The sequence below is a fragment of the Polaribacter sp. genome, assembly GCF_965660385.1.
GTDB lineage: Bacteria > Bacteroidota > Bacteroidia > Flavobacteriales > Flavobacteriaceae > Polaribacter.
This window is the reverse complement of sequence record NZ_CBFHZT010000001.1, coordinates 38293-62928: the sequence shown is the minus strand read 5'-3', so window position 1 is coordinate 62928 and position 24636 is coordinate 38293. Positions and strand designations below refer to the sequence as shown.

The window sequence follows — 24636 nt, the reverse complement described above, 5'->3', positions numbered from 1 at the left end:
GGCTTTTCAGAATATAATTTTAAAAATATAGCCACGAATTCTCAAATAATTAATTTTTGGTTGATTGATATTACAAGTGAATTTGTGGCTTACTATTTTTAAACCGAAAAATAACTTTCTAATTCCTTTAGGGTTGCTTCCGAAGTTTCGATGTCTTTTACAACAGTACCTTTGTCTAAAACTACAATTCTTTCACAAACTTCTGTTACGTGTGTTAAATCGTGACTAGAAACTAATACTGTAACTTCTCTGTTTCCTGTAAGTTCCTTAATGATTTTCTTTAATCTTATTTGTGTTGTAGGATCTAAATTTGCAAAAGGTTCATCTAAAATTACTACTTGTGGGTTACCCATCATTGCAGCAACAATGCCTGCTTTTTTCTGATTTCCTTTACTTAAATCTCGTAAATATTTTTTCTTTCCAACAATTTCACCGTTAAAAAACTCTTCGAATTTTGCTAGGAATGTTTTTACATCAGCTTTATTCATCCCTCTTAAATCGCCAATAAACTCAAAATATTCATCTGGAGTTAAATATCCAATTAAAAAAGATTCATCAATAAACGAGCCTGTAAATTGTTTCCAATCTTCGCTGGTATTTACTTGAATATCATGATTTACAATAGCACCAGTTGTGGGTCTTATTAAATCTAATAAAATATTAAAATACGTGGTTTTACCAGCTCCATTATTGCCCACTAAACCAAAACTTTGACCTGTAGGAATTTCTAAAGCATCGATATGTAATACTTCTGCTGCTCCGTATTTTTTTGAAAGTTGCGTAGTTTGTATCATAATTTTTTAGTTTTCTTGATTAAATGCGTGAATCATTACATATTTGTTTGCTATGTATTTTTTGGTGATGGCTGCCATTAATTTTTTATGCAATGCAATGCCAATAAAACCTAGAACAGCGAGTGTAGCTGTTGCAATCTCGAAACTTACTAGCCAATTGATAAGTCCAAAAATTACCATGGGTAAAACCATTAATGGAAGACCAATAATCCATTGTACAGCTCCTGTACCTTGAAAGTTAAAGGCTGCTTTTTCATCTAAATTTATCTTTTTTCTGTTAAAAGTACCTCCATATAAAATGACGTGTGTATTTACACCCACATTATAAATCATTGCTGCAAAATGAACCAGTAATACTTTCCATCCAAAATATACATAGGGAATTCCTAAAACAAAAAGGGCAACAACACTAATAGTCATAATGGTAAATTTGGACTTTAAGTAACGTTCGTACTTAAAATTCTGACTCATAAACATTTTGTAATATCCACTATCCCAAGCAGGAATAAATTGTCCGAAATTGATTAAAAACGTTCCTGTTGAAAAAATTCCTACCAAAACATACATGAATTCCATATCTGCATAGATTGGGTTTGGGTAAAAAAACAAGCCATACAAAAGTCCTACAGCAACCATCCAAACAGACGATTTGGTTCTTTTATTTCGCCACATTAAACGTAAATCGTTTTTAATAAAAGGCGCTAAATCTCCTAATTTATCTGTAAACGATAAATCTGATGCACTAACTTCTTTAGTTTGTTCTGATATAAGCGCATCTAAATACACCTCATTTTTTAACTGTTTATAATTAACTACGTACAAAGCAATTAACAAAATGATAAAGATGATGGCTAAAATGGGATTCGCATAAACTGCATCAAAACCTTGCCCTATGAAAGCAGGCAAATTAAATATATTAAAATATTGAACAAAATACCCTACAATTAAAAGCGTAATTAAACCACCAAAAACGGCATTGTTTTTATTTACTAAAAAATTGAAAAAATTGGCACATTGTGTAAGTAAAATCATTGTAGCCAACCATCCTAAAACTCCTGCTGTATCATAACCTTCTTTAATTAAAACCACAGCAAATGGAATGTAAAAAAACAATCCTAAAAGATTGAAAAAAGATAATGCCGACTTTCCTAAAATAAAATGAACAATTTTACTTCTTGCAATTGGTAAAATCAATAAGGGTTTAATATTCATAACAGGTAATTTTTGCATGATATACCTGAAAATTAAATCGCCAACAATGGCATACATTAAAAAGGAATTAACCAATACTAATGGATCTTGCTCTGGAAATTGATCTCTTATGATAAAATATGCACTTATCCCTAAAACTAAGAAAGATGCTGCAAAATAAAGTGCAAAAAAACCGATTAAAATTTTTGCGCCAACACTTTTGCTAAACGAAGCAGAGCGAAAAAATTGTTTCCATTCTAAATTTAAAAAATGTGAAATCATAATTATTTGGTTTAGTTCATGTATATGTAGTTGATACTGTGATTATGTTACAAATTTTTAACCATTTTATATTCTGGATAGGTTTCTTGCAATAATTCTTCTGCTTTTTGAGGGATAATATACGAAGTAACGTAAAATAAAATGAAAACAATTGTAGTAAAAAATGCTATTAAAAGCAACCAATAAGATGCTAATGAACTAAATTCAACTTTTGTAAGGTTTATTATATTGAAAACATTTACAAAAGCCATAGAAATAACCCCTCCTTTTGTTTGTCCTATCATTTCCTCTAATAAAAAGATTTTTTCTTTCTGTGTAGTTTTTTGTTTTTTTAATTTTCGATCTTTATAGATATAAAAAGATTCGAAAACGATAGCCAATAATAAGCAGCCTAAAATAACAAACTCTGAATATGTGATTTGTAGGAGTGTAAATATGCTTAAAAACAAGAGTATGGTAGTCACTAGTTTTGGCATTGTAAACCATTCTTTTACAAAGCGTAAAATAATTTTCCAATAACGTTTGTTCATTTGTTTTTGTTTGGCTTCAATAACATCCATAAAACCAAAAATGCCAAATTTTTTGAAAGATTTATCTCTAGCATCCTCAAATGATAATTGTGGCTGAGCCACCCAAATTTCTTCAATATCATTGGCTAAATGGTCTACCAATTCTGTTTGTACATCGTAATGATATACATAATGCTGTCTTGTGAATTTATAGAGGTTTTCTATTTGAAGTTCTGTGAGTTTCATAGCCTATTCAATTAATTCATTATAAATACTTTGCGTAGCTTTGGCTTCTTTAAGCATAAAATTAAAACCAATATATAAAAACGGAATTATCAGTGTTAATGTTACAGCAACATGAGTTAAATTCATTTTTTCGTAATCAAAAAGTATTTGCGGAGTAAATATTAGTAAATTATGAACACTTAAAGGAATTACAGCTAAAGAAAAAACAGCATTTAATTGTGCTGATTTAAATAGTTGATATTTTACCATAAAAAATATCAAAAACAAAACAACTGCAATTATTTCTAAAGTAAATGTCAGCTTTATAAAAAAACTGTTATTATGTATTAAAAATAAAAATCCCCAAAAGAAGAATACACCTAACAGAAAGAAAATACTGGTAAATTTACTTTTGATTTCTTGACCATATTTTTTACGAACTTTTTTTGCATAGGATACGTTTCTTTTATTGAAATCCTTTTCAAAACCTCCACCATTAAAATTCTCTTTCCAACCTAAGCTTTCAAAAGATTCTTGTACCAATTCTTTAAACTCATATTCTGAGGTTTCTGGTTTTAGTTTCTGCTCCACATCAGAAACCACATGATCTAACATTTCTATTCTGATGTCCCAATATTTGATGCCTTCGTTTTCTAAACGATGATCTATGTCTTTAATTTGTTGTTTTGTTAATTCCATAGTTTATGAAATTTTATATTTTTTGATAGCTTCTTGGTGTTTTTTAAAAAATGTAAAATAACTTAAGGTCATAAAAAGATAAGAGCAAATCATACCAATATGTATACCATCTAATTCTTCTACTTGATTAATAAGTATCATAAAAACGATTAAACCCGAAAAAACTCCCAAACTTTGTGATTTTAAAATAAAACCATACGTTGTTTTAACTGTCTTATTTTTAACTAAAAGCATGTAAAAAAAAGCAAGTAGACTAAAACCAACAATTACCTTTAGCACAATAAAAAGTGGATTTTCAACCGGATTTTCAATCTTAAAATTGAAATGTGTTAATAATAAAAACGGCATAAAATAAGAAGCTAATAAAAGTATGTAGTGTTTCCAATACATACGTTTTGCTTTCTGTACTACCATTTTTGGTGCAGAACAACCGAGTCCAAAAAACATGCTAGTAGTGTCTTTACAAAGTGGATTCCATTTTTGTCTTGCTTCTGCAAAAGCAAAATTAAAATCTACTTTATCATCTGCCATTTTATGTTCAATTTCAGTTGTAATATGATCTAAAACTTCTAAACGAATATCTACTTCATAAACATTATCTGAATCTAAATATTTCTCAATTTTTTGTATTTGTTCTTTTGATAATTCCATTTTCAACTTTTTTAAGAAGTTAATTCATTTTTCATAAACGCTACTTTTGCAATTGCTTTTTGATACAAATTGTATCCTGAATAAAAAGCGATATAATGTATTGGTAAAATAATAAACCACATCATTTTTCTTATCAGTTCACCTTGTACATCAACAAAAACAGGAATAACATTTAAAATAAAAAAACTTAGCGTCATATACATCACTCCATAATCTAAATTTACAGACCTGCCATATTTTTTAAAGAAAAGTTTACCAAATAACACAAGCCCAATAATTAATGGAGCAGCAAATAAAATATAGCTTATCTTATTAAAAACCTTAAAAGAAATACTTTCTGAAATTAGATAAAAAGCAAAAAGACCTAGCATTAAAACAGCTACATTTTTAAAACTTTTAAAAAAGTTGAAAAACCCTTTAAGATATTGAGTTCTATATTTTCTATTAACATTTTGCCAGCCTTCTGTATTTATCCCAGCTAAATTCCCATTCCAATTCATTCTTTTTAAAGACACAGCAAATTCGGTTTCAAAATCACTATTATTATGATTTTGCTCGATATCAGAAACCAAATGATCAATCATTTCTAATCTTAAATCCCAGTATTTAATACCATTCTTTTTTAAATGATTGTCTATAAATTGTATTTGTTCTTTTGTAATTTCCATACTACTCCAAACTAAATTTAGGGTTTACCAAGTGTTGCATGGTTTTTAAAAAATCTTGCATTTCTTCCAACTTGTTGGCGGTTTCTTTGGTTCCGCTTTCTGTTAGTTTGTAATATTTACGCAATCTATTACCTACTTTTGCCACCTCAACATCTAGCAAACCATCAGCCTCTAATTTGTGTAAAGCTGGGTATAAGGCACCTTCAGTAATCTTTAATTCGCCTTTGGTGAGTTCTTTTACTTTTTGGGTAATTTCATAGCCATACATTTTATCATTAGTTTCTAATAATTTTAAAATGATGGTTTGTAAAGAACCTTTGTATAATTTCTGATTTCCCATTTTTATGATGTGTAATCGGTTAATTGTTTATTTGTTTAAGCTGTCACTTCGAGTGATTTCGATTTTTTCAATCGAAATTGTATCGAGAAGTCTTATGTGTTCTCGATACAATTTTGTTAAGCTACGCTTGCTATCTTCAATAAAAAAATATTTTTATTTCGATAATTTCACAAATTCACGCGAAGTGACATTTTAAATTTGTCTGTGCGATTCACATCAAATATACATAATTTTTTGATGCATTAGATTCTTAGGTATAAAATTTTAACACTAAAAAAATCCCAAAAGTTAACTTTTTAGGATTTTTTGGATTTTTAATTATTAGATTCCTGCCTTCGCAGGAATGACAAAATTATCATTTTGTCACCTTTAATACATCTGCAATAACACGCTCTAATTCTGCTTTTGGTAAAGCACCATTTGCCATTTGTGGTTGCCCCTCTGCAGGACAAAATAACATTGATGGAATACTTCTAATACCAAATGCAGCTGCTAATTCTTGCTCTGCCTCAGTATCTATTTTATAAATATTAATTTTGTCTTTGTATTCATCTGATAGTTGTTCTAAAACTGGCGCTAACATTTTACATGGCCCACACCAATCTGCATAAAAATCGATGAGTGCAGGTTTATCGCCTTCAAATTTCCATTCTTTATTTTCTTCAAAATTAAACACCTTTTCTAAAAAAGTTGCTTTTGTTAAGTTTTCTGTCATAATAAATCTATTTTACACAAAAGTAGTCGTTTTTGCATACTATTCATTACAAATGCTTGTTTAACGTGAGTTCAACTTAAAAAAAGCTGTTTAGTAGTTCGTTACGTTTTTTATGATTTGAAACGAATGCTATTTGGAAAGAAATGGAGAAATCTTAGTCTAAATTTGAAATATTTCAACTACACTGTGTTTTGTTAGAAATGACAACAATTTGATTTTTAAACAAATAAACCTCTTTATCCCAGAGAAGTTAAATCGAAATCAAGTTTATAGAATTAAAAATTTCATGCTTATTCAAAACCAATCTAATTTTACTACTTATTTTAGCACGTGTGTTCTTACAATCTGATATAAAAAAATGAGACAAAAAAATTTGGTATTGAACTATCCTAAAACCAAAAAAAAACCAGTAACTGACAGTTTTTTTGGTACTTCAGTAACCGACAATTACAGATGGTTAGAAGATGATAAAAGCCCAGCAACAAAAGCCTGGGTAAAAGCCCAAAACGAGGTTACTTTTTCGTATTTAAAGAACATACCTTATAGAGCACAATTAAAATCGCGTTTATCAGAAATGCTGAACTACGAACGCATAGGAATACCCAGCCAAGAAGGTGATTATACATATTTCTCTAAAAATGATGGCTTACAAAATCATTCTGTAATTTATCGTAAAAAAGGAAATACAGCACCAGAAATCTTCTTAGATCCAAATACTTTTTCTGAGGATGCTACTACAGCTTTAGATGTACTTTGTTTTTCTGAAGATGGTAAAACTGCTGCATATTCAATTTCTCAAGCAGGCTCTGACTGGAGAAAAATTATTGTTATGGATGTTGAATCAAAAACTATTAAAGAAGATGCTTTGGTTGATGTAAAATTCTCAGGAATTTCTTGGTACAAAAACGAAGGTTTCTATTATTCTAGTTATGATAAACCTAAAGGAAGTGAGCTATCAGCAAAAACAGAACAACACAAATTGTATTATCATAAACTGGGTACATCTCAAAAAACGGATACCGTAGTTTTTGGCGGAATTGCTTCTGAAAAGCATAGGTATGTAAGTGGAACTGTAACCGAAGACCATCGTTATTTAGTAATTACAGCTTCTGTTTCTACATCAGGAAATAAATTATTTATTAAAGATTTATCAAAACCAAATAGTACGTTAATTCCTATTTTAGAGCACACGAATAGCGATACTTATGTAATAGATAATAGAGGTAGTATGTTATATTTGGTTACAAATTTAAATGCGCCCAATAAAAAAATAGTCACTGTAAACGCTCAAAATCCTATACCAGAAAATTGGCAAGATTTTATTCCAGAAACCAACAATGTACTTTCACCTAGTACAGGAGCTGGCTATTTTTTTGCAAGTTATATGGTTGATGCAGTTTCTAAAGTATTGCAATACGATTTTAACGGTAAATTAATACGAGAAGTAAAATTACCTGGTATTGGCACTGCAAGTGGTTTTTCAGGAAAAACGAACGCTAAAGAACTCTATTTTTCCTTTACCAATTATAATACACCAACTGCATCTTATCAATTCAATCCAAAAAAAGGCACCTACAATTCATATTGGAAACCTGACATTGATTTTAATGCTGATGCTTATGAAAGTAATCAAGTGTTTTATACCTCTAAAGATGGTACAAAAATACCTATGCTTATTACTCATAAAAAAGGTTTACAACTTGATGGTAAAAACCCAACAATTTTATACGGTTATGGAGGCTTTAATGTAAGTTTAACACCTAATTTTAAAACTAGTATAGCTGTTTGGATGGAACAAGGAGGTGTTTATGCTGTACCAAATTTACGAGGTGGTGGAGAATATGGGAAAAAATGGCATATTACTGGCACCAAACTGCAAAAACAAAATGTTTTTGACGATTTTATTGCTGCTGCAGAATATTTACTGAAAAATAAGTACACCTCATCTGATTTTTTAGCCATCCAAGGAGGCTCAAATGGTGGTTTGTTGGTAGGGGCAACTATGACACAAAGACCTGATTTAGCCAAAGTTGCTTTGCCTGCTGTTGGTGTTTTAGATATGTTGCGATATCATACTTTTACAGCTGGTGCTGGTTGGGCATACGATTATGGAACTGCAAATGATAGCGCAGCAATGTTTGAGTATTTAAAACAGTACTCACCTGTACATAATATTAAAAGAGGTATTGAATATCCTGCAACAATGGTAACCACGAGCGATCATGATGATAGAGTTGTACCTGCACATAGTTTTAAATTTGCTGCTGAATTGCAAGAAAAACAAACAGGTAATCATCCAACTTTAATTAGAATAGAAGTAAATGCTGGTCATGGAGCAGGTAAACCGATTTCAAAAGTTATTGAAGAAACTGCTGATATTTTTGGCTTTACATTGTTTACCATGGGCTTTGATGTGTTACAAAACCTGACGAAACGTTAATCAAAAAAAACTTTATAATTAAAAAATGTTATCAACTCAAGATCAAAAGCAAATGAAGCCTTTTGCAAAATAACAATGCTATCATTTCGCTTTTTTTCTTTTGATGTAGATGTTGTAAATCAATCCAGATAAAATAAGTACAATTCCTAAAATGGTCCAACCATTATAAATATCACCAAACCAGAAAGTTCCGATAATAATGGTAATAATTACCTCAAGGTATTTTATTGGTGCTACTAAATTGGTTTCTTCTGCCTGAAATGCTTTGGTCATGTATAACTGACCAAAATACCCAAAAACCCCTATACTCAAAAACAGAATCCATTCCATTAAACTAGGTTGCACCCAATATTTTATAGACAATAATCCACCAAAAATAAACGCCATTAGCATAAAATAGTTGATGATTACTAAGGGATGCTCTGCATTGCCTATTTTACGGATTACCACAAAAATTATCCCCAAGAAAATAGCAGATAAGATGACAAAAAAGAGTCCTAGCGTTTCCACATCAGCACCAAATCCTTTAATAATTAACACACCTAAAAATGCAATTAAAAAAAGAAACCATTGTATGGGTTTAATTTTTTCTTTTAAAAAAAATAATGCAAATATAGCTGCAAATATTGGGGCTGTATATCTTAAAGAAACAGCAGTACCTATACTTAAATAATTTAAAGATTGAAAAAAACAAGTTAATGAAATTACACCAGCTATACCTCTAATTATTAACCATTTTTTATGGGTGCCCCAAAAAGGAATTTTTTGTTTTAATACTAAAGGAATGGTAAAAAAAAGTGTCCCTACAGATCTAAAAAAAACTACTTGATAAACATTAAATGTACTCAAATATTTTACCATAGAACCCATTAATGCAAATGCTATTGCACTAAAGATCATATATAAAATCGCTTTGTTTTGTGTCATATAAATCAGTGTAAAGATAGTGCAATAAATAAACTATTGTCCTCATAGCAAATCAAAAATCTATCATACAAAAAATAGAAAAAGCTATTCTTTAAAACCTTGATAAACCAAATATTCCAACTTTAAAACCATTTCTAATTAAAAAAGAATAACAGCATATTTTTTTTAAAAGCAGGAATTCACTGTGTAAATTAAGAGTATTTTAAACTTTTTAAAGATAACATCTCATAATTAATGAAAATATATTAAATTTATAAGTGTAATTAAAACACTTATATATGAAGAAGCTAATTCTTTTACTTATTTTTTGCTTTGTTTTATTTTCTTGTAAAACAGAAAAAAACAATTATCTGTTTGTAAATCCTTCAAATTCTATTGAAGTTAATTTCAATATTAATACCCAAAATATACCTATCTATAACATTCTACATAAAAAAGATACTGTTTTAGGCAACTCTCAATTAGGGATTACTAGAGAAGATATGAATTTTTACAATAACATGGAACTAATATCTGTATCAGATCCTATTGAAGTTCATGAAACTTACAGCATGGTTCAAGGTAAAAAGAAGCATATAAATTATATAGCCAATCAATATATTGTAGAATTAAAAAATGAGAGCAACAAAAAAATGAATATTATTTTCAACTTATCTGATGATGGGGTTGCTTTTAAATATATTTTTCCAGAAACATCAGAATCAGTTTATAAAATTGAAGATGAAAAAACGACTTACAATTTTGTTGCAAATACTAAAAGTTGGTTGCAACCAATGTCTAAAGCTAAAACAGGTTGGGAACAGGTAAATCCTTCTTATGAAGAGCATTATTTATCTGAAATCCCAGTTGATAAAAAATCTCCAATTGGTGAAGGTTGGGTTTATCCAGCTTTATTTAACACAAATGATTCTTGGGTTCTCATTTCAGAATCTGGTTTAAATAGTAATTATTGTGGCACAAGATTGATTTATAATAATGAGTATAATGCACTTAAAGTATCCTTTCCTCAAAAAGAAGAAGTTTTTCCTGGAGGCGCATTAAAACCAACATCAAAAACACCTTGGGAAACTCCTTGGCGAATTGTAACAATTGGAGATTTAAAAACGATAACCGAAAGCACCTTAGGTACAGATTTAGCAAATAAAGCTATTGATATGGATACTTCTTTTATTAAAAGTGGCTTATCTTCTTGGAGTTGGGTGTTGTTAAAAGATGACTTTACCAATTATGAAACCTCTGTAAAATTTATTGATTATGCATCAGAAATGAATTGGGATTATTGTTTAATAGATGCTGATTGGGACCAAAAAATTGGTTACGAAAAAATGAATGAACTAACCAAATATGCTTCATCAAAAAATGTGAAATTATTGGTTTGGTATAATTCTGCAGGTAGCTGGAACACCACTCCTTATACCCCAAAAAATAAACTACTTACTTCAAAAAGTAGAAAAGATGAATTTAAAAAACTGAACGAAATAGGTGTTTCTGGCGTTAAAATTGACTTTTTTGGAGGTGATGGACAATCTATGATTGCATATTATCATGCTATTTTAAAAGATGCTGCAGAACATAAATTACTAGTTAATTTTCATGGTGCTACTTTACCTAGAGGTTGGCAAAGAACTTATCCAAATTTAATGACAGTTGAAGCTATAAAAGGAGAAGAGTTTATCACTTTTGAACAAGAAAATGCAGATTTACAACCAAGCCATAGTGCTCTTTTACCTTTTACTAGAAATGTTTTTGATCCAATGGATTTTACACCAATGGTTTTAGACAGTATTCCTGGTATATATAGAAAAACATCAAAAAGTTTTGAATTAGCACTTCCTGTATTATTTCTTTCTGGAGTTCAACATATAGCTGAAACTCCTGATGGCATGAAAAAACAACCTGACTATGTTGTTGACTATTTAAAAGATATTCCTACCAATTGGGATGAATCAAAATTTATTACAGGTTATCCTGGAAAAGATATAGTAATGGCAAGACGTAAAAATAATACTTGGTTTATTGTGGGAATTAATGGAGAAAATAAACAAAAAAAATTGCAACTCGATGTATCTTTTATTAACAATAAAAGTGGTTTTATAATCACTGATAATGAAAAAGCTTTTAAGAAAACAAAAATAAATAGTAAAAACCTAACAACAATTCAGCTTGATTCAAATGGTGGATTTGTAGCTAAGTTTTAATCAAAAAAAAAGGAAGTGATTATTACTATCACTTCCTTTTAAATAAATTTTATAAAAAATATTCGGTATACTTTGTTGAATTATGAAAGCGAAATATAAAGCGCTATAACCAACCCAACAATTACATAACCTACAGGCTTTAAATATTTCCAATTGGTAATATCTACTTGCTTAGTATATTCTTGGTCATAGTCTGAAGTTCTTGGACTAAATGCTGTGATAATAAACATGATGATTACTGTAAGCACAAACAAAATTCCCATTAAATGTAAGAAACTAATATCTGGTTTAATAACATAGAGTGTAACTAAATAAGTAATAACACTAAATAAAATACCAATATTTGCTGCTTTGGCAGATACACGTTTATTGAATATTCCTACTAATATTATAGCTAAAATTGGCACACTGTGCGTACCATTCAATTCTTGTAAATAGGTAAATATTCCACCTTCAACACCATAAAGTAATGGTGCAATTCCCATGGAGAATAAAGCCAAAACGATTCCGAAAGTCTTACCAGCTCTTACAACTTGTTTTTCATTTGCATCCTTATTTATATATTCTTTATAAAAATCCAATCCAAACAACGTTACAGAACTGTTTAAAGCACTATTAAAAGAACTCAATATCGCTCCAAAAAGTACTGCTGCAAAAAATCCTATAAAAGCTACAGGTAAAACAGCTTTTACAACCATAGGATAAGCTTCATCTGCATTTGCAAGGTCTCCATTAAAAATATAAAAGGCAATAATACCAGGCAATACCACAATAAATGGTCCTAATATTTTTATAAATGCAGCTAATAAAAGTCCTTTTTGACCTTCCTTAAGATTTTTAGCTCCAAGAGCTCTCTGAATAATGGCTTGATTTGTTCCCCAATAATAGAAATTTACAATAATCATTCCTGTAAATAATGTCCAAAAAGGAACATCAGAATCAGGCCCTCCAATGATGTCAAATTTTTCAGGAAGTGCTGTTGTTAATTTATTAAGACCTGTTAAAACATTACCATCACCAATTTTCATCAATCCAAAAATTGGAATTAATGATCCACCAATTAACAACCCAACTGCATTGATTGAATCTGAAACTGCAACTGCTTTAAGCCCTCCAAATATTGCATAAATACTACCTATTATTCCTATTGACCAAACTGTTACCCAAAGTGCAGGTTCTGGCTCCATATTTAATAATTCTGGAATATCAAACATGGTGTTTATTGCCAATGCACCTGAGTATAAAACTGTAGGCAACATAGAAATGGCATACCCTAAAAGAAATAAAAGAGATACAATGGTTTTAGTGCTTTTAGCATATCTGTTTTGTAAAAACTGAGGTATGGTTGCAATTCCGCTTTTTAAATATTTTGGCAACAAAACAAAGGCTGTAAAAACCATTGCAATTGCAGCAACAACTTCATAAGCCATAATAGGAATTCCGTCTCTAAATGAAACCCCATTCATCCCAACAATTTGTTCTGTAGATAAATTGGTAAGTAATAATGAACCTGCAATTACAGGACCTGTTAAACTTCTTCCGCCTAAAAAATACCCATCTGAAGTATTTTCGTCTGTTTTTCTTGTTGACCACCAAGCTATAATTGCTACAAGTAGTGTAAAAGCACCAAAAGATATAAGTCCCATAATTTATTTAGTTAATATTTGTGGTTATCAAATTACTTTACAGAAAATTTAAAAATCGTTTTTGTTGAGTATGTTTCACCTGGATTTAAAACCGTAGATGGAAATTTTTCTTGATTAGGCGAATCTGGATAATGTTGCGTTTCTAAACAAAATCCTGTTCTGTGTGCATAGGTTCCACCATTTGGCATTGGTAAAGAACCATCTAAAAAGTTTCCTGTGTAAAACTGAATTGCAGGTTCTTCTGAATGAATTTCCATAAATCGTCCACTAGTTCCATCATAAGCAGAAGCCACAAAACGCATTTCTCCATTATCACCATTTAAAACCCAGCAATGATCGTAACCTTTACCACGTTTTAATTGTTCGTTAGTAGCGTTAATTTCTTTCCCTACTTTTTTAGAGGAATTGAAATCAAAAGGCGTTCCTTCAACTTTTCTAATTTCTCCAGTTGGAATCAAAGTAGCATCTACTGGTAAATAGGTATCTGCATCTATTACTACATCATGATTTAAAATATCTTTAGAGAAATCTCCTGTTAAATTAAAATATGCATGTTGTGTTAAGTTAACTACCGTTGATTTATCTGTTGTAGCTTGGTAAGCTACCTCAACAGAATTATCTTTTGTTAGCGTGTAAATTACTGTTACTTCTAAATTTCCTGGATAACCTTCTTCACCATCTTTACTTAAATATGTTAATTTTAACGATGAATTTTCTTTGCCTTCCATTGGTATTGCTGTCCAAATTACACGATCAAAACCATTAACACCTCCATGCAAATGATTTGAACCATCATTGGTTGCCAAAGTATATTCTTCACCATTTAATGAGAATTTACCTTTTGCTATTCTGTTTCCATATCTACCAATTAATGCACCAAAAAACGGATTATCTGCCCTTAAATAGCCTTCCATGGTATCGTGTCCTAAAACAACGTTTTCTAATTTTCCATTTTTATTTGGCACTTTTAAAGATGTTATTCTACCTCCATAAGTTATCACATTCAACTCAACACCATTCTTATTTTTTAGCGTATAATTTTCAATTGCTGTACCTTCTTTAGTTTTACCAAATTCTGATTTTACAATTGCTAGATTCTCTGCTACCATAGATTTTGATTTTTCAGTTGTATTTTCTTTTTTCTGATTCTTACAACTGATTCCCAAACATAATACTATTATTAATAAAAAATAAGGAATAGGTTTTAAATTTTTCATCTTAACATCTTTATAATTAATTTCTATTTGTAGAAAGCTTCATTAGTATGAATTGTGTTTTTAAAGTTTCTAATGGTTGTATCTTCATCAATTACTAAAGATTCAATATTTGCCATTTCCGCAAAATCTTCTAATTGCTCTACAGAAACGTTTTCACTATAACAAGAATGATGTGCTCCACCTGCTAAAATCCAAGATGTACAAGCTGTTTTAAAGTCTGGTAATAGTTTCCACATAACTCTTGCAACAGGCAAGTTAGGTAATTTTTCTGTAACTTCTTCTCCAACCGTTTTATTAATTAAAAGTCTAAAACGATTACCAAAATCCATTAATGCTGCTACTAAAGAATCTCCAGCTTTACCATTAAATACTAAACGTACAGGATCTTCCTTACCTCCAATTCCTAAAGGATGTACCTCACAAGATGGTTTATTTGCTGCTAAAACAGGGTCTACCTCTAACATGTGCGAACCTAAAACTCGAGGTTTTTCTGGATTTAAATGATAGGTGTAATCTTCCATAAAGGCGCTACCACCTTCTAGACCAGCACCCATTACTTTCATTGCACGTACTAAAGCAGCTGTTTTCCAATCTCCTTCACCAGCAAATCCATACCCCTTTTGCATAAGCCTTTGTACAGCGATTCCTGGCAATTGTTTTATACCATGTAAATCTTCAAAAGTATCACTAAAACCTTTAAAACCACCATCTACTAAAAATTTCTCTAAACCTAATTCAATACGAGCAGATTCTATTAAAGAAGAACGCTTTTCTCCACCTTCAAGTAATTTATCATCTACATGATAAGACTCCTCATATTCTTTTATTAAAGTATTTATTTCTTCATCAGAAATAGAATTTATAACTTCTGCCAAATCACCAACTGCATAAGTATTTACTGAAAATCCAAACTTGGTTTCTGCTTCAACTTTATCGCCATCTGTAACTGCTACAAAGCGCATATTATCTCCAAAACGAGCAAATTTAGCACCTTGCCAATCATCCCAAGCAGCAGCAACTCTTGTCCAGTCACCGATATTTTTTTGAACTGAATCTTCAGTCCAGTGCCCAACCACTATTTTTCTATTTTTTCTTAATCTACTAACCATAAATCCAAACTCACGATCTCCATGAGCAGCTTGGTTAAGATTCATAAAATCCATATCTATAGAATCCCATGGAATGTCTCTATTAAACTGTGTATGTAAATGACACAATGGTTTTTGAAGCGCAGTTAAACCACGAATCCACATTTTTGCTGGTGAAAATGTGTGCATCCAAGTGATAACTCCTATACAATTTTCTTCTTGATTTGCTGCGGTTAAAGTGTCATAGATTTCTTCTGTAGATTTTACAGTAGGCTTATAAACTACTTTAACAGGTATTGAAGATGAAGCATCTAAAGCTTTTACAATTTCAGAAGAGTTTTTAGCCACTTGAGCTAAAGTTTCTGGTCCATATAAATCTTGGCTACCTGTAATAAACCAAACTTCTTTGTTAGAAATATCTATCATAATTCTGTTATTCTTTATTGTCCGTAATAAGCATTTTTACCATGCTTACGTTCGTAATGTTTTTTTATTAATGAATCTTTTAATCGTGGAGCATTAGGATTAATTTGTAGCGTAAAATACGCCATTTCTGCCACCACTTCTAATACTTTACTATTATACACAGCCTTAGCTGCATTTTTTCCCCAAGAGAATGGACCATGATTTCCAATTAAAATCATTTCTACTTCTTTGTGAGAAAGATTTTTTTCTTTGAAACAATCTAAAATTTGGATACCTGTATTATGTTCGTAATTCCCTTCAATTAATGCATCACTCATTGGTGGTGCACAAGGTATATCTGCTGTTAAATGATCAGCATGAGTTGTTCCAAAAATTGGTATATCTTTTTGTGATTGTGCCCATGCACAAGAAAATTTGGCATGTGTGTGTGCAATTCCTCCAATATCGTCCCAGTTTTTATATAAATAAGAATGCGTTTTTGTATCTGATGATGGACGCATTGTACCTTCTACTATATTATTATCAAAATCTAAAATTACAATGTCTTCTGGTTTTAATTTTTCATAGGCTATACCACTTGGTTTAATAGCAAATACACCATTTGCTCTATCAACTGCACTTACGTTACCAAAGGTATATACTACAAGATCTAATGCATTTAATTGCATATTAGCTTCGTAACATTCTTCTTTTAATGATTTATACTTAGAACTCATACTATTTTGATTTTATTGATTGTTCTACAAATTCTCCTAAGGCTTTATACTCTTCCATGAAGTTTGCGTAGATTTTTACTTGATTGGATTGTGGAAAGTATTCTGCTTCAAAATCGCTTCCCATTACTTTACTAGCTTCTACTACATTGCTATAAACACCTGCTGCTACTGCTGCATAAATTGCTGCACCTAATGCTGGTGCTTGATCTGATTCTGCCACTTTTATTGGCATGTTTAATACATTTGCTAATGTTTGCATAATGAATGGCGACTTACGTGCTACGCCTCCAATACCAATAACAGTATCTATTTTTACACCTTCGTCTTCAAAACGATCTACAATCATTTTAGAGCCAAAACAAATGGCATTCACCAATGCTTTAAAAATGTGTGGTGCTTTTGTGCCTAATGAGATTCCTGTAAATGCCGCCTTTAATTCTTGATTAGCATCTGGTGTTCTACGACCATTCACCCAATCTAAAGCAATTGGTACAGCTTCTTCTAAAGGAATTTTTTCTGCTTGACTTGCTAGAGTCCTTATAAAATTGGCTTCAATTTCATTTTGAAGTTTTTCTTTTTGATCTTCAGAAAGGATAGAAGAAGTCATTACTAAATTGTCAATTGGCCATGATAAAACATTTTTAAACCAAGCTAACACATCTCCAAATGCAGATTGTCCAGCTTCTAAACCAATAAATCCAGGAATTACAGATCCATCTACTTGACCACAAATTCCTTTTACACAATTAGCTCCAATAACTTTTTCATCGGCTACCATAATATCACAAGTAGATGTACCCATTACTCTAACCAATGCATGTTTATCAACTTTAGCACCCACTGCACCAGAATGCGCATCAAAAGTACCAACAGCAATAACAGTATTGGTAGTTAAGCCTAATTTATCTGCCCATTCTTGATTTAAATGACCCGCAATTTCATCTGATGTGTAAGTTTCATTGTAAAGGTTTCCTCTTAATTCTGCTAAGTATGGATCTAATTGCGTTAAGAATTCTTCTGCAGGTAAACCATTCCAGCTTTCGTGCCACATGGCTTTATGTCCTGCTGCACATCGACTGCGTTTAAAGGATTTTAAATCTTGATTATCAACTAACATATACGTCATATAATCACAATGTTCCATCCAAGTATGAGCTGCTTCTTTTACGGCTTTATCTTGTCTTGCGATGTGTAATATTTTTGCCCAAAACCACTCAGAAGAATAAATTCCCCCTTCATATTTTGTATAATCTTCTCCTCCCCAACTTCTTGCCAATTCATTTATTTCATTCGCTTCTTTTACAGAAGTGTGGTCTTTCCAAAGTACCATCAAAGCATTTGGATTTTCTTTAAAACCCTCTACTAATGCCAAAGGTGTACCTTCTTTTGTTAATGGTAAAGGTGAAGATCCTGTAGTGTCAATACAAATACTTGTAACTGCTTCTGGTGAAACACCACTTTCTGAAATTACAGAAGTAATCGTATGTTCTAATCCTTCTATATGATCTAATGGATGTTGTCTAAATTGATTGATTCCTGGGTTACAATATTGTTGTTTTTTCCACCTTGGATACCAAAATACCTCTGAGGCTAATTCAGCTCCGTTTTGTGTGTCTATCAATACAGCTCTTACAGAATCTGAGCCATAATCTAAACCTATTACGTATGTTTTCATAACTTTTGTTATTTTACAATTTACAAATATAAAAGATATTTTTACTTAAGTGTAAACCTAACACTTATATTTTTATTTTAAACACATTCAGCGATTGTGCTTCTAATTCAATTTTAATATTTCCGTTATTTATTTCAAATTCTGACGATGTTACTTTAGTATTATTAGGTTCATCAAAAGAGTTTGTTACAGATAAATCTTTTTGACTTAATTTTAATAAAGTTCCTTTTCCTTTTAAAGTTCCGTTTTTTGGAGAAATAGTAATGCTTTTTAAATTTTCACTTGTATTAACAACTTTAATAATCAAATCATTAGATTCTGAATCCTTAACTGCAGAAGCGTAAATTTGGTTTTTACCTATTACTGGTTTTCCTTCTTCTGTTATTTTCAACAAATCAGTTCCTGAGTTGTTACCAAATAGCTTTTGTACCTGATAATTTGGTGTTTGGTAAGACTCTAAATTATTGAACCAAATAAGGTCTGGTGCCCATTGCCAACCTTCCTCATGAGCCATTAGTGGTGCATAAGCTGTTAGGTGAACAACATCTGCATTTCGTTCTAAACCTGTCATAAATGCAGCTTCAGATAAAGCTGAGTTCCAGTTATTTTCTAAAGGGCCATTTTTAACTCCTTTAGGATGTGCAGCATATTCACCAGCAAATACCTTTACACCTTCTCGTTCATAACTATCATATCTATCAGCATTATTTCTAAACCATTCAGGTGATCTGTAATAATGCTCATCAGCTAAATCTACATTAAGTTTCTTCAATTGTTCCCATCCATATTCAAACATATCTCCATCAGGAAAAGGACCTGGAGTTGATACTAAAATAAGTTCTGGATATTTTTCACTAATTGCTTTTGCAAAAATTTTATAACGTTCAAAATATTCTGGTCCCCATTGTTCATTTCCAATACCTAAATACTTCATATTAAAAGGTTCTGGATGCCCCATTTCAGTTCTTAATTTTCCCCAAGGAGTTTCAATACTACCATTGGCAAATTCAACTAAATCTAATGCCTCTTGTACATAAGGACCTAAGTTTTCTAACGGAACCAATTCTCCTGTATTAAACTGACAAGCCATTCCACAACCTAAAATTGGGATTGGTTCTGCTCCCAAATCTTCAGACAATTGAAAATATTCAAAGAAACCCAAACCAAAACTTTGATAATAATCATGAGCTGGTCTGTGATCGAATAAATTATTCCATCTATTAATTAGTAATTCACGCTCTTCTGCTGGACCTACCGTTTTTTGCCATTGATAACGTTGCGCCAAACTACGACCTTCAACAATACATCCTCCAGGAAAACGAAGGAAACCAGGATCTAAACCCTCTAAAAGTTCAACTAAATCTTTTCTTAATCCTTTTTTTCTACCTTTCCAAGTATCTTGAGGAAACAAAGAAATCATATCTAAATCGATACTTCCTGTACCTTCAAAAGTGATTTTTAATAATGCTTTTGCATCAGTTTTGTTAGGTTCTAAAACAGCCTCATAAGTTTTCCAATCTCCTTTTGAGGGTTTAAATTTAGTTTCTGCAAGAACAACTCCTGTAGTATCCACCAAAGAAAAGTTGATACTTTTTATACCATCATTATTAGCCATCATTACAGAAAGGTCATACTTTTTACCCCCATGCAATCCTATACCTCGAAAACCTTCATTTAATAATTCATAATTTTTATCATTATACACTTCTGTGTGGCTGTATTTTTTATTTCCTCCATTTGGATTTACATAATTAGTAATTTTAGCAAAACCTGAATTTTTATTTAATGATGGTCTAGCACTATTTGGCTGTTTCCACCCCATTTTTGCATCAGGAAATTCAAAGGATCTATTCTTTATAAGCTCTGCATACAAACCACCATCAGCTGAAAAATTGATATCTTCAAAGAAAATCCCATACATGGTTGGCTGTATTTTAATATCAGTATCTTTAAGATCTAATGCCAAATCAATGGCAGCTGGGCTTTTTTCTTTATCTGAATTTACTTTGTTTTCATTTTTACATCCGTAAAAAAAAGTAATTCCTACTATTAATAGCAGTAATTTTTTAAAAAATGATGTTTTCATGTTGATGTTTTTTTAATAAAATTCAAAAAAAGGCTTTCCTGTTTCGTCAAATTGAACTTCCATAACTCTTGCATGACGATTTGGATCATATAAAGGATCTGCAATAATTTCTTCAAGTGATCTTTTGTCGCTCTCAGGAACTACAGCAGGATCACCAACTGCATTTTCATAATCTCTAGCGTGATAAATACTTATTGGTTTACCCTCTTCATTTACAGTAAAACTATTATGGCCTGGACCAAATATTTTCTTATCATAATTAGTTTCCAAGACTGGATACCTTGATTTTTTCCATGAATTTCTATCCAATAAATCTGCATCTTCATCAGCTTCCATTAATCCCATACAATAACAGGCTCCTGTTGCACTTGCTGAAAATGTGATATAGATTTTTCCTTTATTTTTTATAACTGCTGGACCTTCATTTACCCAAAAATCAATACGCTCCCAATCATAATCTGGTGTAGTTAGCATAAATTGTACTGTTTTTAGTTTAATGGGTGATTCCATTTCAGCTAAATATAAATTGGAAGCCGCGAATTGTCCACCAGTTTTTTCTGCCCAACAGAAATATCTTTTCCCTTTATTTTCAAAAACAGTTCCATCTAAAGAAAAATCGATGAAAGACTTATCATCATCATCAGCTGCTTGCATTTGACCCAATTCTATCCATTCATCAGCTAAAGGATCTTGACCTTTACACTCCAAAACATAAGGTCTTAATTTCCATATATCATCTTCTTCACTTGCTGCAAAATATACATACCATTTTCCATCTAAATAATGAATTTCAGGCGCCCAAATATGACGACTCATTGGTCCAAAATTATGCTTGTGCCAAACATCAAAAGTTTTGGCATTTTGTAATTCATGAATTGTTTTTGCTCTTCTTATTTCAATTCTATCAAAAGTTGGTACTGAACCTGTAAAATAATAATATCCATCCGTATGCTTATACACAAAAGGATCTGCTCGCTGATCAACTATTGACGAATTTGTTTTATTTGTACTCATCTAAATATTTAATTTTGCTTTAATTGTTTGATAATAAGAATCGGTTATTTTATAACGAAACATTAATAAGCCCATAATCACATGGAAAACACCAGGAATAATCGTTAACATTAATGCTAAACCTAGTAATGCTGTTTCACTTTGAACTGTATCTGGAATATATCCAAAAAAATCTAATAAGTAACCTACTGCAGCTCCAGCAATCCCCATCCCGAATTTTTGTGCGAAAGAAATACCTCCAAAAGATAATCCTGAAACACGTTTTCCAGATTCAGCATGTCCATAGTCTACTGCTTCTGCAATTGCTGACCAAAAGACTGGTGCATGTAAATCCACCACAAAAGACAAGATAAAATATAGTATATAGGCTATAACCAAATCGCCTGGATCAACAACAAAAAACATGATTAAACTAATAGCACCAACTGCTAATTGGGTGTATTTAAAAAGTTTTACTTTACAATAATGTTTCGTAATTAATGTTGATGCTGGCATCGCTAAAATAGCTGCAATAACGCCAGTTCCCAAAAAAGTTGATTGTATTGTGGCATCTCCACCAAGGAAATATTTAGCATAAAAAATAGCAACAGAACCGCGGATAACGTAACCAACAGTTCCTGTAAAACATACTCCAAACAATAATGTCCATTGTCCATTTTTAATCAAAAGTTTAAATTGTTCCATTAATGTTTTATCATCAATTTTATGTTCAACACGTTCTTTGGTTGTAAAGAAACTAAACAGCAATAAAGCAGTTCCTAAAAACGCCATAATTCCCATTGCTAATTGATAACCTCTTGCCAAATCACTCTTCCCTAACTTTTCAGCTAAAATTGGAACAACAATCGATACCAAAAAAGCTGCGATTTTTGCAAAAAACAATCGATATCCATTTGCAGATAATTTTTCTTTTGGATCACTTGTTAATACACTTATTAAAGAGATATATGGAATGGTTACTGAAGTAAACATTATGGTTACAAAAATATAAGTAACATATGCATATATAAGTTTACCTGTATAATCAAAATTTGGTGTGGCAAATGTTAAGAACACAGAAATACCAAAAGGCACAGATAAAAACAAAAAATAATGTCTGTATCTACCCCACTTTGTAGTAAACTTATCAGTAATCAATCCCATTAAAGGATCTGTTACAGCATCAATAAATCGTACTAAAAGAAACATTAACGCCATATCTGTAGCTTTTAACCCAAAAACATCGGTATAAAAGAACGTTATAATTAAAAACATTGAGGAGATTACAACGTTTACAGCTGCATCACCTGATCCATATCCTATTTTTTCAAGGATGCTTAACTTTTGGTTTTCTGATTTCATTTTCGTGTTTATTGAATTAAAGTTGAAATTTTTGTTAGTTTATTTATATTGATATTCTTGATGGGTATGCAATTTACCAATCCAGTTTTATTAAAGATATCCCTTGTCTTGGTAAATCTATTTGAATATTTGTTGATCCCTTATTTATTTGTTTCCATTTAGGTGATGTAAATAACTGTAATTGCCCAGCCTTTTCCAACTTTTCTATTTGACTTTTAGTTGGGTTTTGAGGTGACCCCATTTCTTTCCAAACTGTATATGAGTTACTAAATTCTTGATCCACTCTATAATGATTCATCAAAACTTTGTCTGAAGGAATATTATCAATAATTAAGTTTACTAAAGACGAAGGCACATTCAAATCATTATCATCATGATAATTCCAAACCATAATGGTTATAGAGTTTTCACTCTTAGAAGCTATGGCATTAATATCTGGACTTTTACCTCTAACACTTTCATCTCTAACTTTTAAGAAATTATAGGATAGGTTTTCTTGGTTTACTTTAATTCGCTGACCTTCCATCATACCAAACATTCGAAACACATTTAAAACTGGTTTATCTACACCATTCGTTGCCATATCTCTAAAACCAGCATACCAAGGTTGATTTTCAAATTCGAAACCCCATGTTACTGCTCCTAATAAATTTACACCATAATGATCTGCCAGTTCATATTTTCTAGCAAATGAAGCTGCAGTATAACTAGCATACATCGTTCCATTTCTATAGGCGTTATGAGGATAATCTGCTTCAGAACAGGCAGCACAACCTTCTGGATCTGATTCACCAATAATAATTGGTAAATCTTTGAATTCTGGGTAAGAAGCTACAATTTCAAAACCTTTACTTATATCACTCAACTGTGCACCCATATCCATTTGAACCATATCATTAACCACTTTAGGACTACCTTTTGCGTGGAAAGTTATAAAATCTAATGGTGAGCCTATTTTACCTGTTGCGTAGTTTTTACCATTTTTAACATGATCTAAAAACGTGCGTAAAAAATTTTCTGCGACATCCCATCTTGGACCTGTAGTTTCTGGACCACCCATTTTAGCTGTTGGCAATGCTCTTTTTACTGCATGTGCACTATAATCGTATAGTTTTATATATTCTTCAGTAGTTCCTTGCCAGTAACCGATATTTGGCTCATTCCAAAGTTCCCAGTACCAACTTTCAACTTCCTTCTTACCATAACGTTCCACACAATGCGTTACCCATTGATAAACCAGTTCTTCCCATTTATCATAATCTTTTGGTGGATAAGCCCATCCTGTATAAATATCTTCGTATTTCGCACCAGGTTTCCAATAATGACGATATGGTTTAGGTTTTGATGATAAAGCTTCTGGCATAAAACCAATTTGTGCAAAAGGCTTCATCCCTCTTTCAATATAGGTATCAAAAATTTTGTCGACGATGGTCCAGTCATAAATAGGATTTCCATCTTCATCTTCTGTATAAGCATTTGTTGAACCCCATTTTAATCCGTGAGTTCCTTTGCCAGTAACCAACAAACTGTGAGCACGCACAAATACTGGAACTGGACTTAAATCTGCTATTTCTGACAGTAGTTTTTTACCATCTTTCATGTAAGTATAATTAGGCTCATCATAACCCCACCAAGCCCAAATTGGTTTCATTTCTCCAATTTCTTCTGCTGCATCAATATTTATTTCAACAGGATTTTCCTGTGCTAAAACATGTAACTGAAACAGGATAAATCCAATACAGAATATTTTTTTTGAAATAAATTTAATGTCTAACATAATGTTATTTT

Annotated in this window: 20 protein-coding genes; 2 read left to right on the top strand and 18 right to left on the bottom strand. The window is 31.4% G+C overall.

Annotated features, from left to right (window positions below):
• Positions 1–98: 98 nt before the first annotated feature.
• From ACTG3V_RS00230 to trxA, 8 genes are all read right to left on the bottom strand, one after another.
• The gene (locus ACTG3V_RS00230; protein ID WP_439130106.1) at positions 99–794 is read right to left on the bottom strand and encodes an ABC transporter ATP-binding protein; all 696 of its coding nucleotides are present in this window, start codon (positions 792–794) and stop codon (positions 99–101) included.
• Positions 795–800: 6 nt separating this feature from the next.
• On the bottom strand, positions 801–2267 hold the full coding sequence (locus ACTG3V_RS00225) for a DUF5687 family protein (protein ID WP_439130105.1): 1467 nt from the start codon (positions 2265–2267) through the stop codon (positions 801–803).
• Positions 2268–2314: 47 nt separating this feature from the next.
• Entirely contained in the window at positions 2315–3022 is a 708-nt protein-coding gene (locus ACTG3V_RS00220) for a hypothetical protein (RefSeq protein WP_439130104.1), read from the bottom strand.
• A 3-nt stretch (positions 3023–3025) separates the two neighbouring features.
• The gene (locus tag ACTG3V_RS00215; protein WP_439130103.1) at positions 3026–3700 is read right to left on the bottom strand and encodes a hypothetical protein; all 675 of its coding nucleotides are present in this window, start codon (positions 3698–3700) and stop codon (positions 3026–3028) included.
• Between the two features lie 3 nt (positions 3701–3703).
• Positions 3704–4351 carry a hypothetical protein gene (locus ACTG3V_RS00210; protein ID WP_439130102.1) on the bottom strand — a complete coding sequence of 216 codons (648 nt, stop codon included), beginning with the start codon at positions 4349–4351 and terminating at the stop codon, positions 3704–3706.
• Positions 4352–4362: 11 nt separating this feature from the next.
• A complete protein-coding gene (locus ACTG3V_RS00205) occupies positions 4363–5019 on the bottom strand; it encodes a hypothetical protein (protein ID WP_439130101.1) in 657 nt (218 codons plus the stop codon).
• Between the two features lies 1 nt (position 5020).
• Entirely contained in the window at positions 5021–5359 is a 339-nt protein-coding gene (locus ACTG3V_RS00200; protein ID WP_439130100.1) for a PadR family transcriptional regulator, read from the bottom strand.
• A gap of 355 nt (positions 5360–5714) precedes the next feature.
• A complete protein-coding gene (gene trxA, locus ACTG3V_RS00195) occupies positions 5715–6074 on the bottom strand; it encodes a thioredoxin (protein ID WP_439130099.1) in 360 nt (119 codons plus the stop codon).
• A gap of 358 nt (positions 6075–6432) precedes the next feature.
• On the opposite strand from trxA, the gene ACTG3V_RS00190 reads away from it, so the two are divergent.
• The gene (locus ACTG3V_RS00190) at positions 6433–8514 is read left to right on the top strand and encodes a prolyl oligopeptidase family serine peptidase (protein ID WP_439130098.1); all 2082 of its coding nucleotides are present in this window, start codon (positions 6433–6435) and stop codon (positions 8512–8514) included.
• Positions 8515–8595: 81 nt separating this feature from the next.
• On the opposite strand, the gene ACTG3V_RS00185 is transcribed toward ACTG3V_RS00190, so the two are convergent.
• Entirely contained in the window at positions 8596–9441 is an 846-nt protein-coding gene (locus ACTG3V_RS00185) for a DMT family transporter (RefSeq protein ID WP_439130097.1), read from the bottom strand.
• Between the two features lie 278 nt (positions 9442–9719).
• Here ACTG3V_RS00185 and ACTG3V_RS00180 point away from each other — a divergent pair, with 278 nt between their 5' ends.
• Complete coding sequence (locus ACTG3V_RS00180) at positions 9720–11639, top strand: glycoside hydrolase family 97 catalytic domain-containing protein (protein WP_439130096.1); 1920 nt, start codon at positions 9720–9722, stop codon at positions 11637–11639.
• 80 nt (positions 11640–11719) lie between these two features.
• Here the strand turns inward: ACTG3V_RS00180 and ACTG3V_RS00175 are convergent, their stop codons facing one another.
• From ACTG3V_RS00175 to ACTG3V_RS00135, 9 genes are all read right to left on the bottom strand, one after another.
• Positions 11720–13285 (bottom strand): solute:sodium symporter family transporter, encoded by a 1566-nt coding sequence (locus ACTG3V_RS00175; RefSeq protein ID WP_439130095.1) that lies wholly within the window; start codon positions 13283–13285, stop codon positions 11720–11722.
• Positions 13286–13317: 32 nt separating this feature from the next.
• Entirely contained in the window at positions 13318–14502 is a 1185-nt protein-coding gene (locus tag ACTG3V_RS00170) for an aldose epimerase family protein (protein WP_439130094.1), read from the bottom strand.
• 23 nt (positions 14503–14525) lie between these two features.
• Positions 14526–16016, bottom strand: a complete 1491-nt coding sequence (gene araA, locus ACTG3V_RS00165) for an L-arabinose isomerase (RefSeq protein WP_439130093.1) — start codon at positions 16014–16016, stop codon at positions 14526–14528.
• A 14-nt stretch (positions 16017–16030) separates the two neighbouring features.
• The gene (locus ACTG3V_RS00160; protein WP_439130092.1) at positions 16031–16732 is read right to left on the bottom strand and encodes an L-ribulose-5-phosphate 4-epimerase; all 702 of its coding nucleotides are present in this window, start codon (positions 16730–16732) and stop codon (positions 16031–16033) included.
• 1 nt (position 16733) lies between these two features.
• The gene (locus ACTG3V_RS00155) at positions 16734–18407 is read right to left on the bottom strand and encodes a ribulokinase (RefSeq protein WP_439130091.1); all 1674 of its coding nucleotides are present in this window, start codon (positions 18405–18407) and stop codon (positions 16734–16736) included.
• Positions 18408–18471: 64 nt separating this feature from the next.
• A complete protein-coding gene (locus tag ACTG3V_RS00150) occupies positions 18472–20493 on the bottom strand; it encodes an alpha-L-arabinofuranosidase C-terminal domain-containing protein (protein WP_439130090.1) in 2022 nt (673 codons plus the stop codon).
• Between the two features lie 12 nt (positions 20494–20505).
• Positions 20506–21507: a family 43 glycosylhydrolase gene (locus ACTG3V_RS00145; RefSeq protein WP_439130089.1), complete on the bottom strand. Its 1002-nt coding sequence runs from the start codon at positions 21505–21507 to the stop codon at positions 20506–20508.
• Positions 21508–22848, bottom strand: coding sequence for an MFS transporter (locus ACTG3V_RS00140; RefSeq protein WP_439130088.1), 1341 nt, complete (start codon positions 22846–22848; stop codon positions 21508–21510).
• A gap of 73 nt (positions 22849–22921) precedes the next feature.
• Positions 22922–24625, bottom strand: coding sequence for a GH39 family glycosyl hydrolase (locus ACTG3V_RS00135; protein WP_439130087.1), 1704 nt, complete (start codon positions 24623–24625; stop codon positions 22922–22924).
• Between the last annotated feature and the right edge of the window lie 11 nt (positions 24626–24636).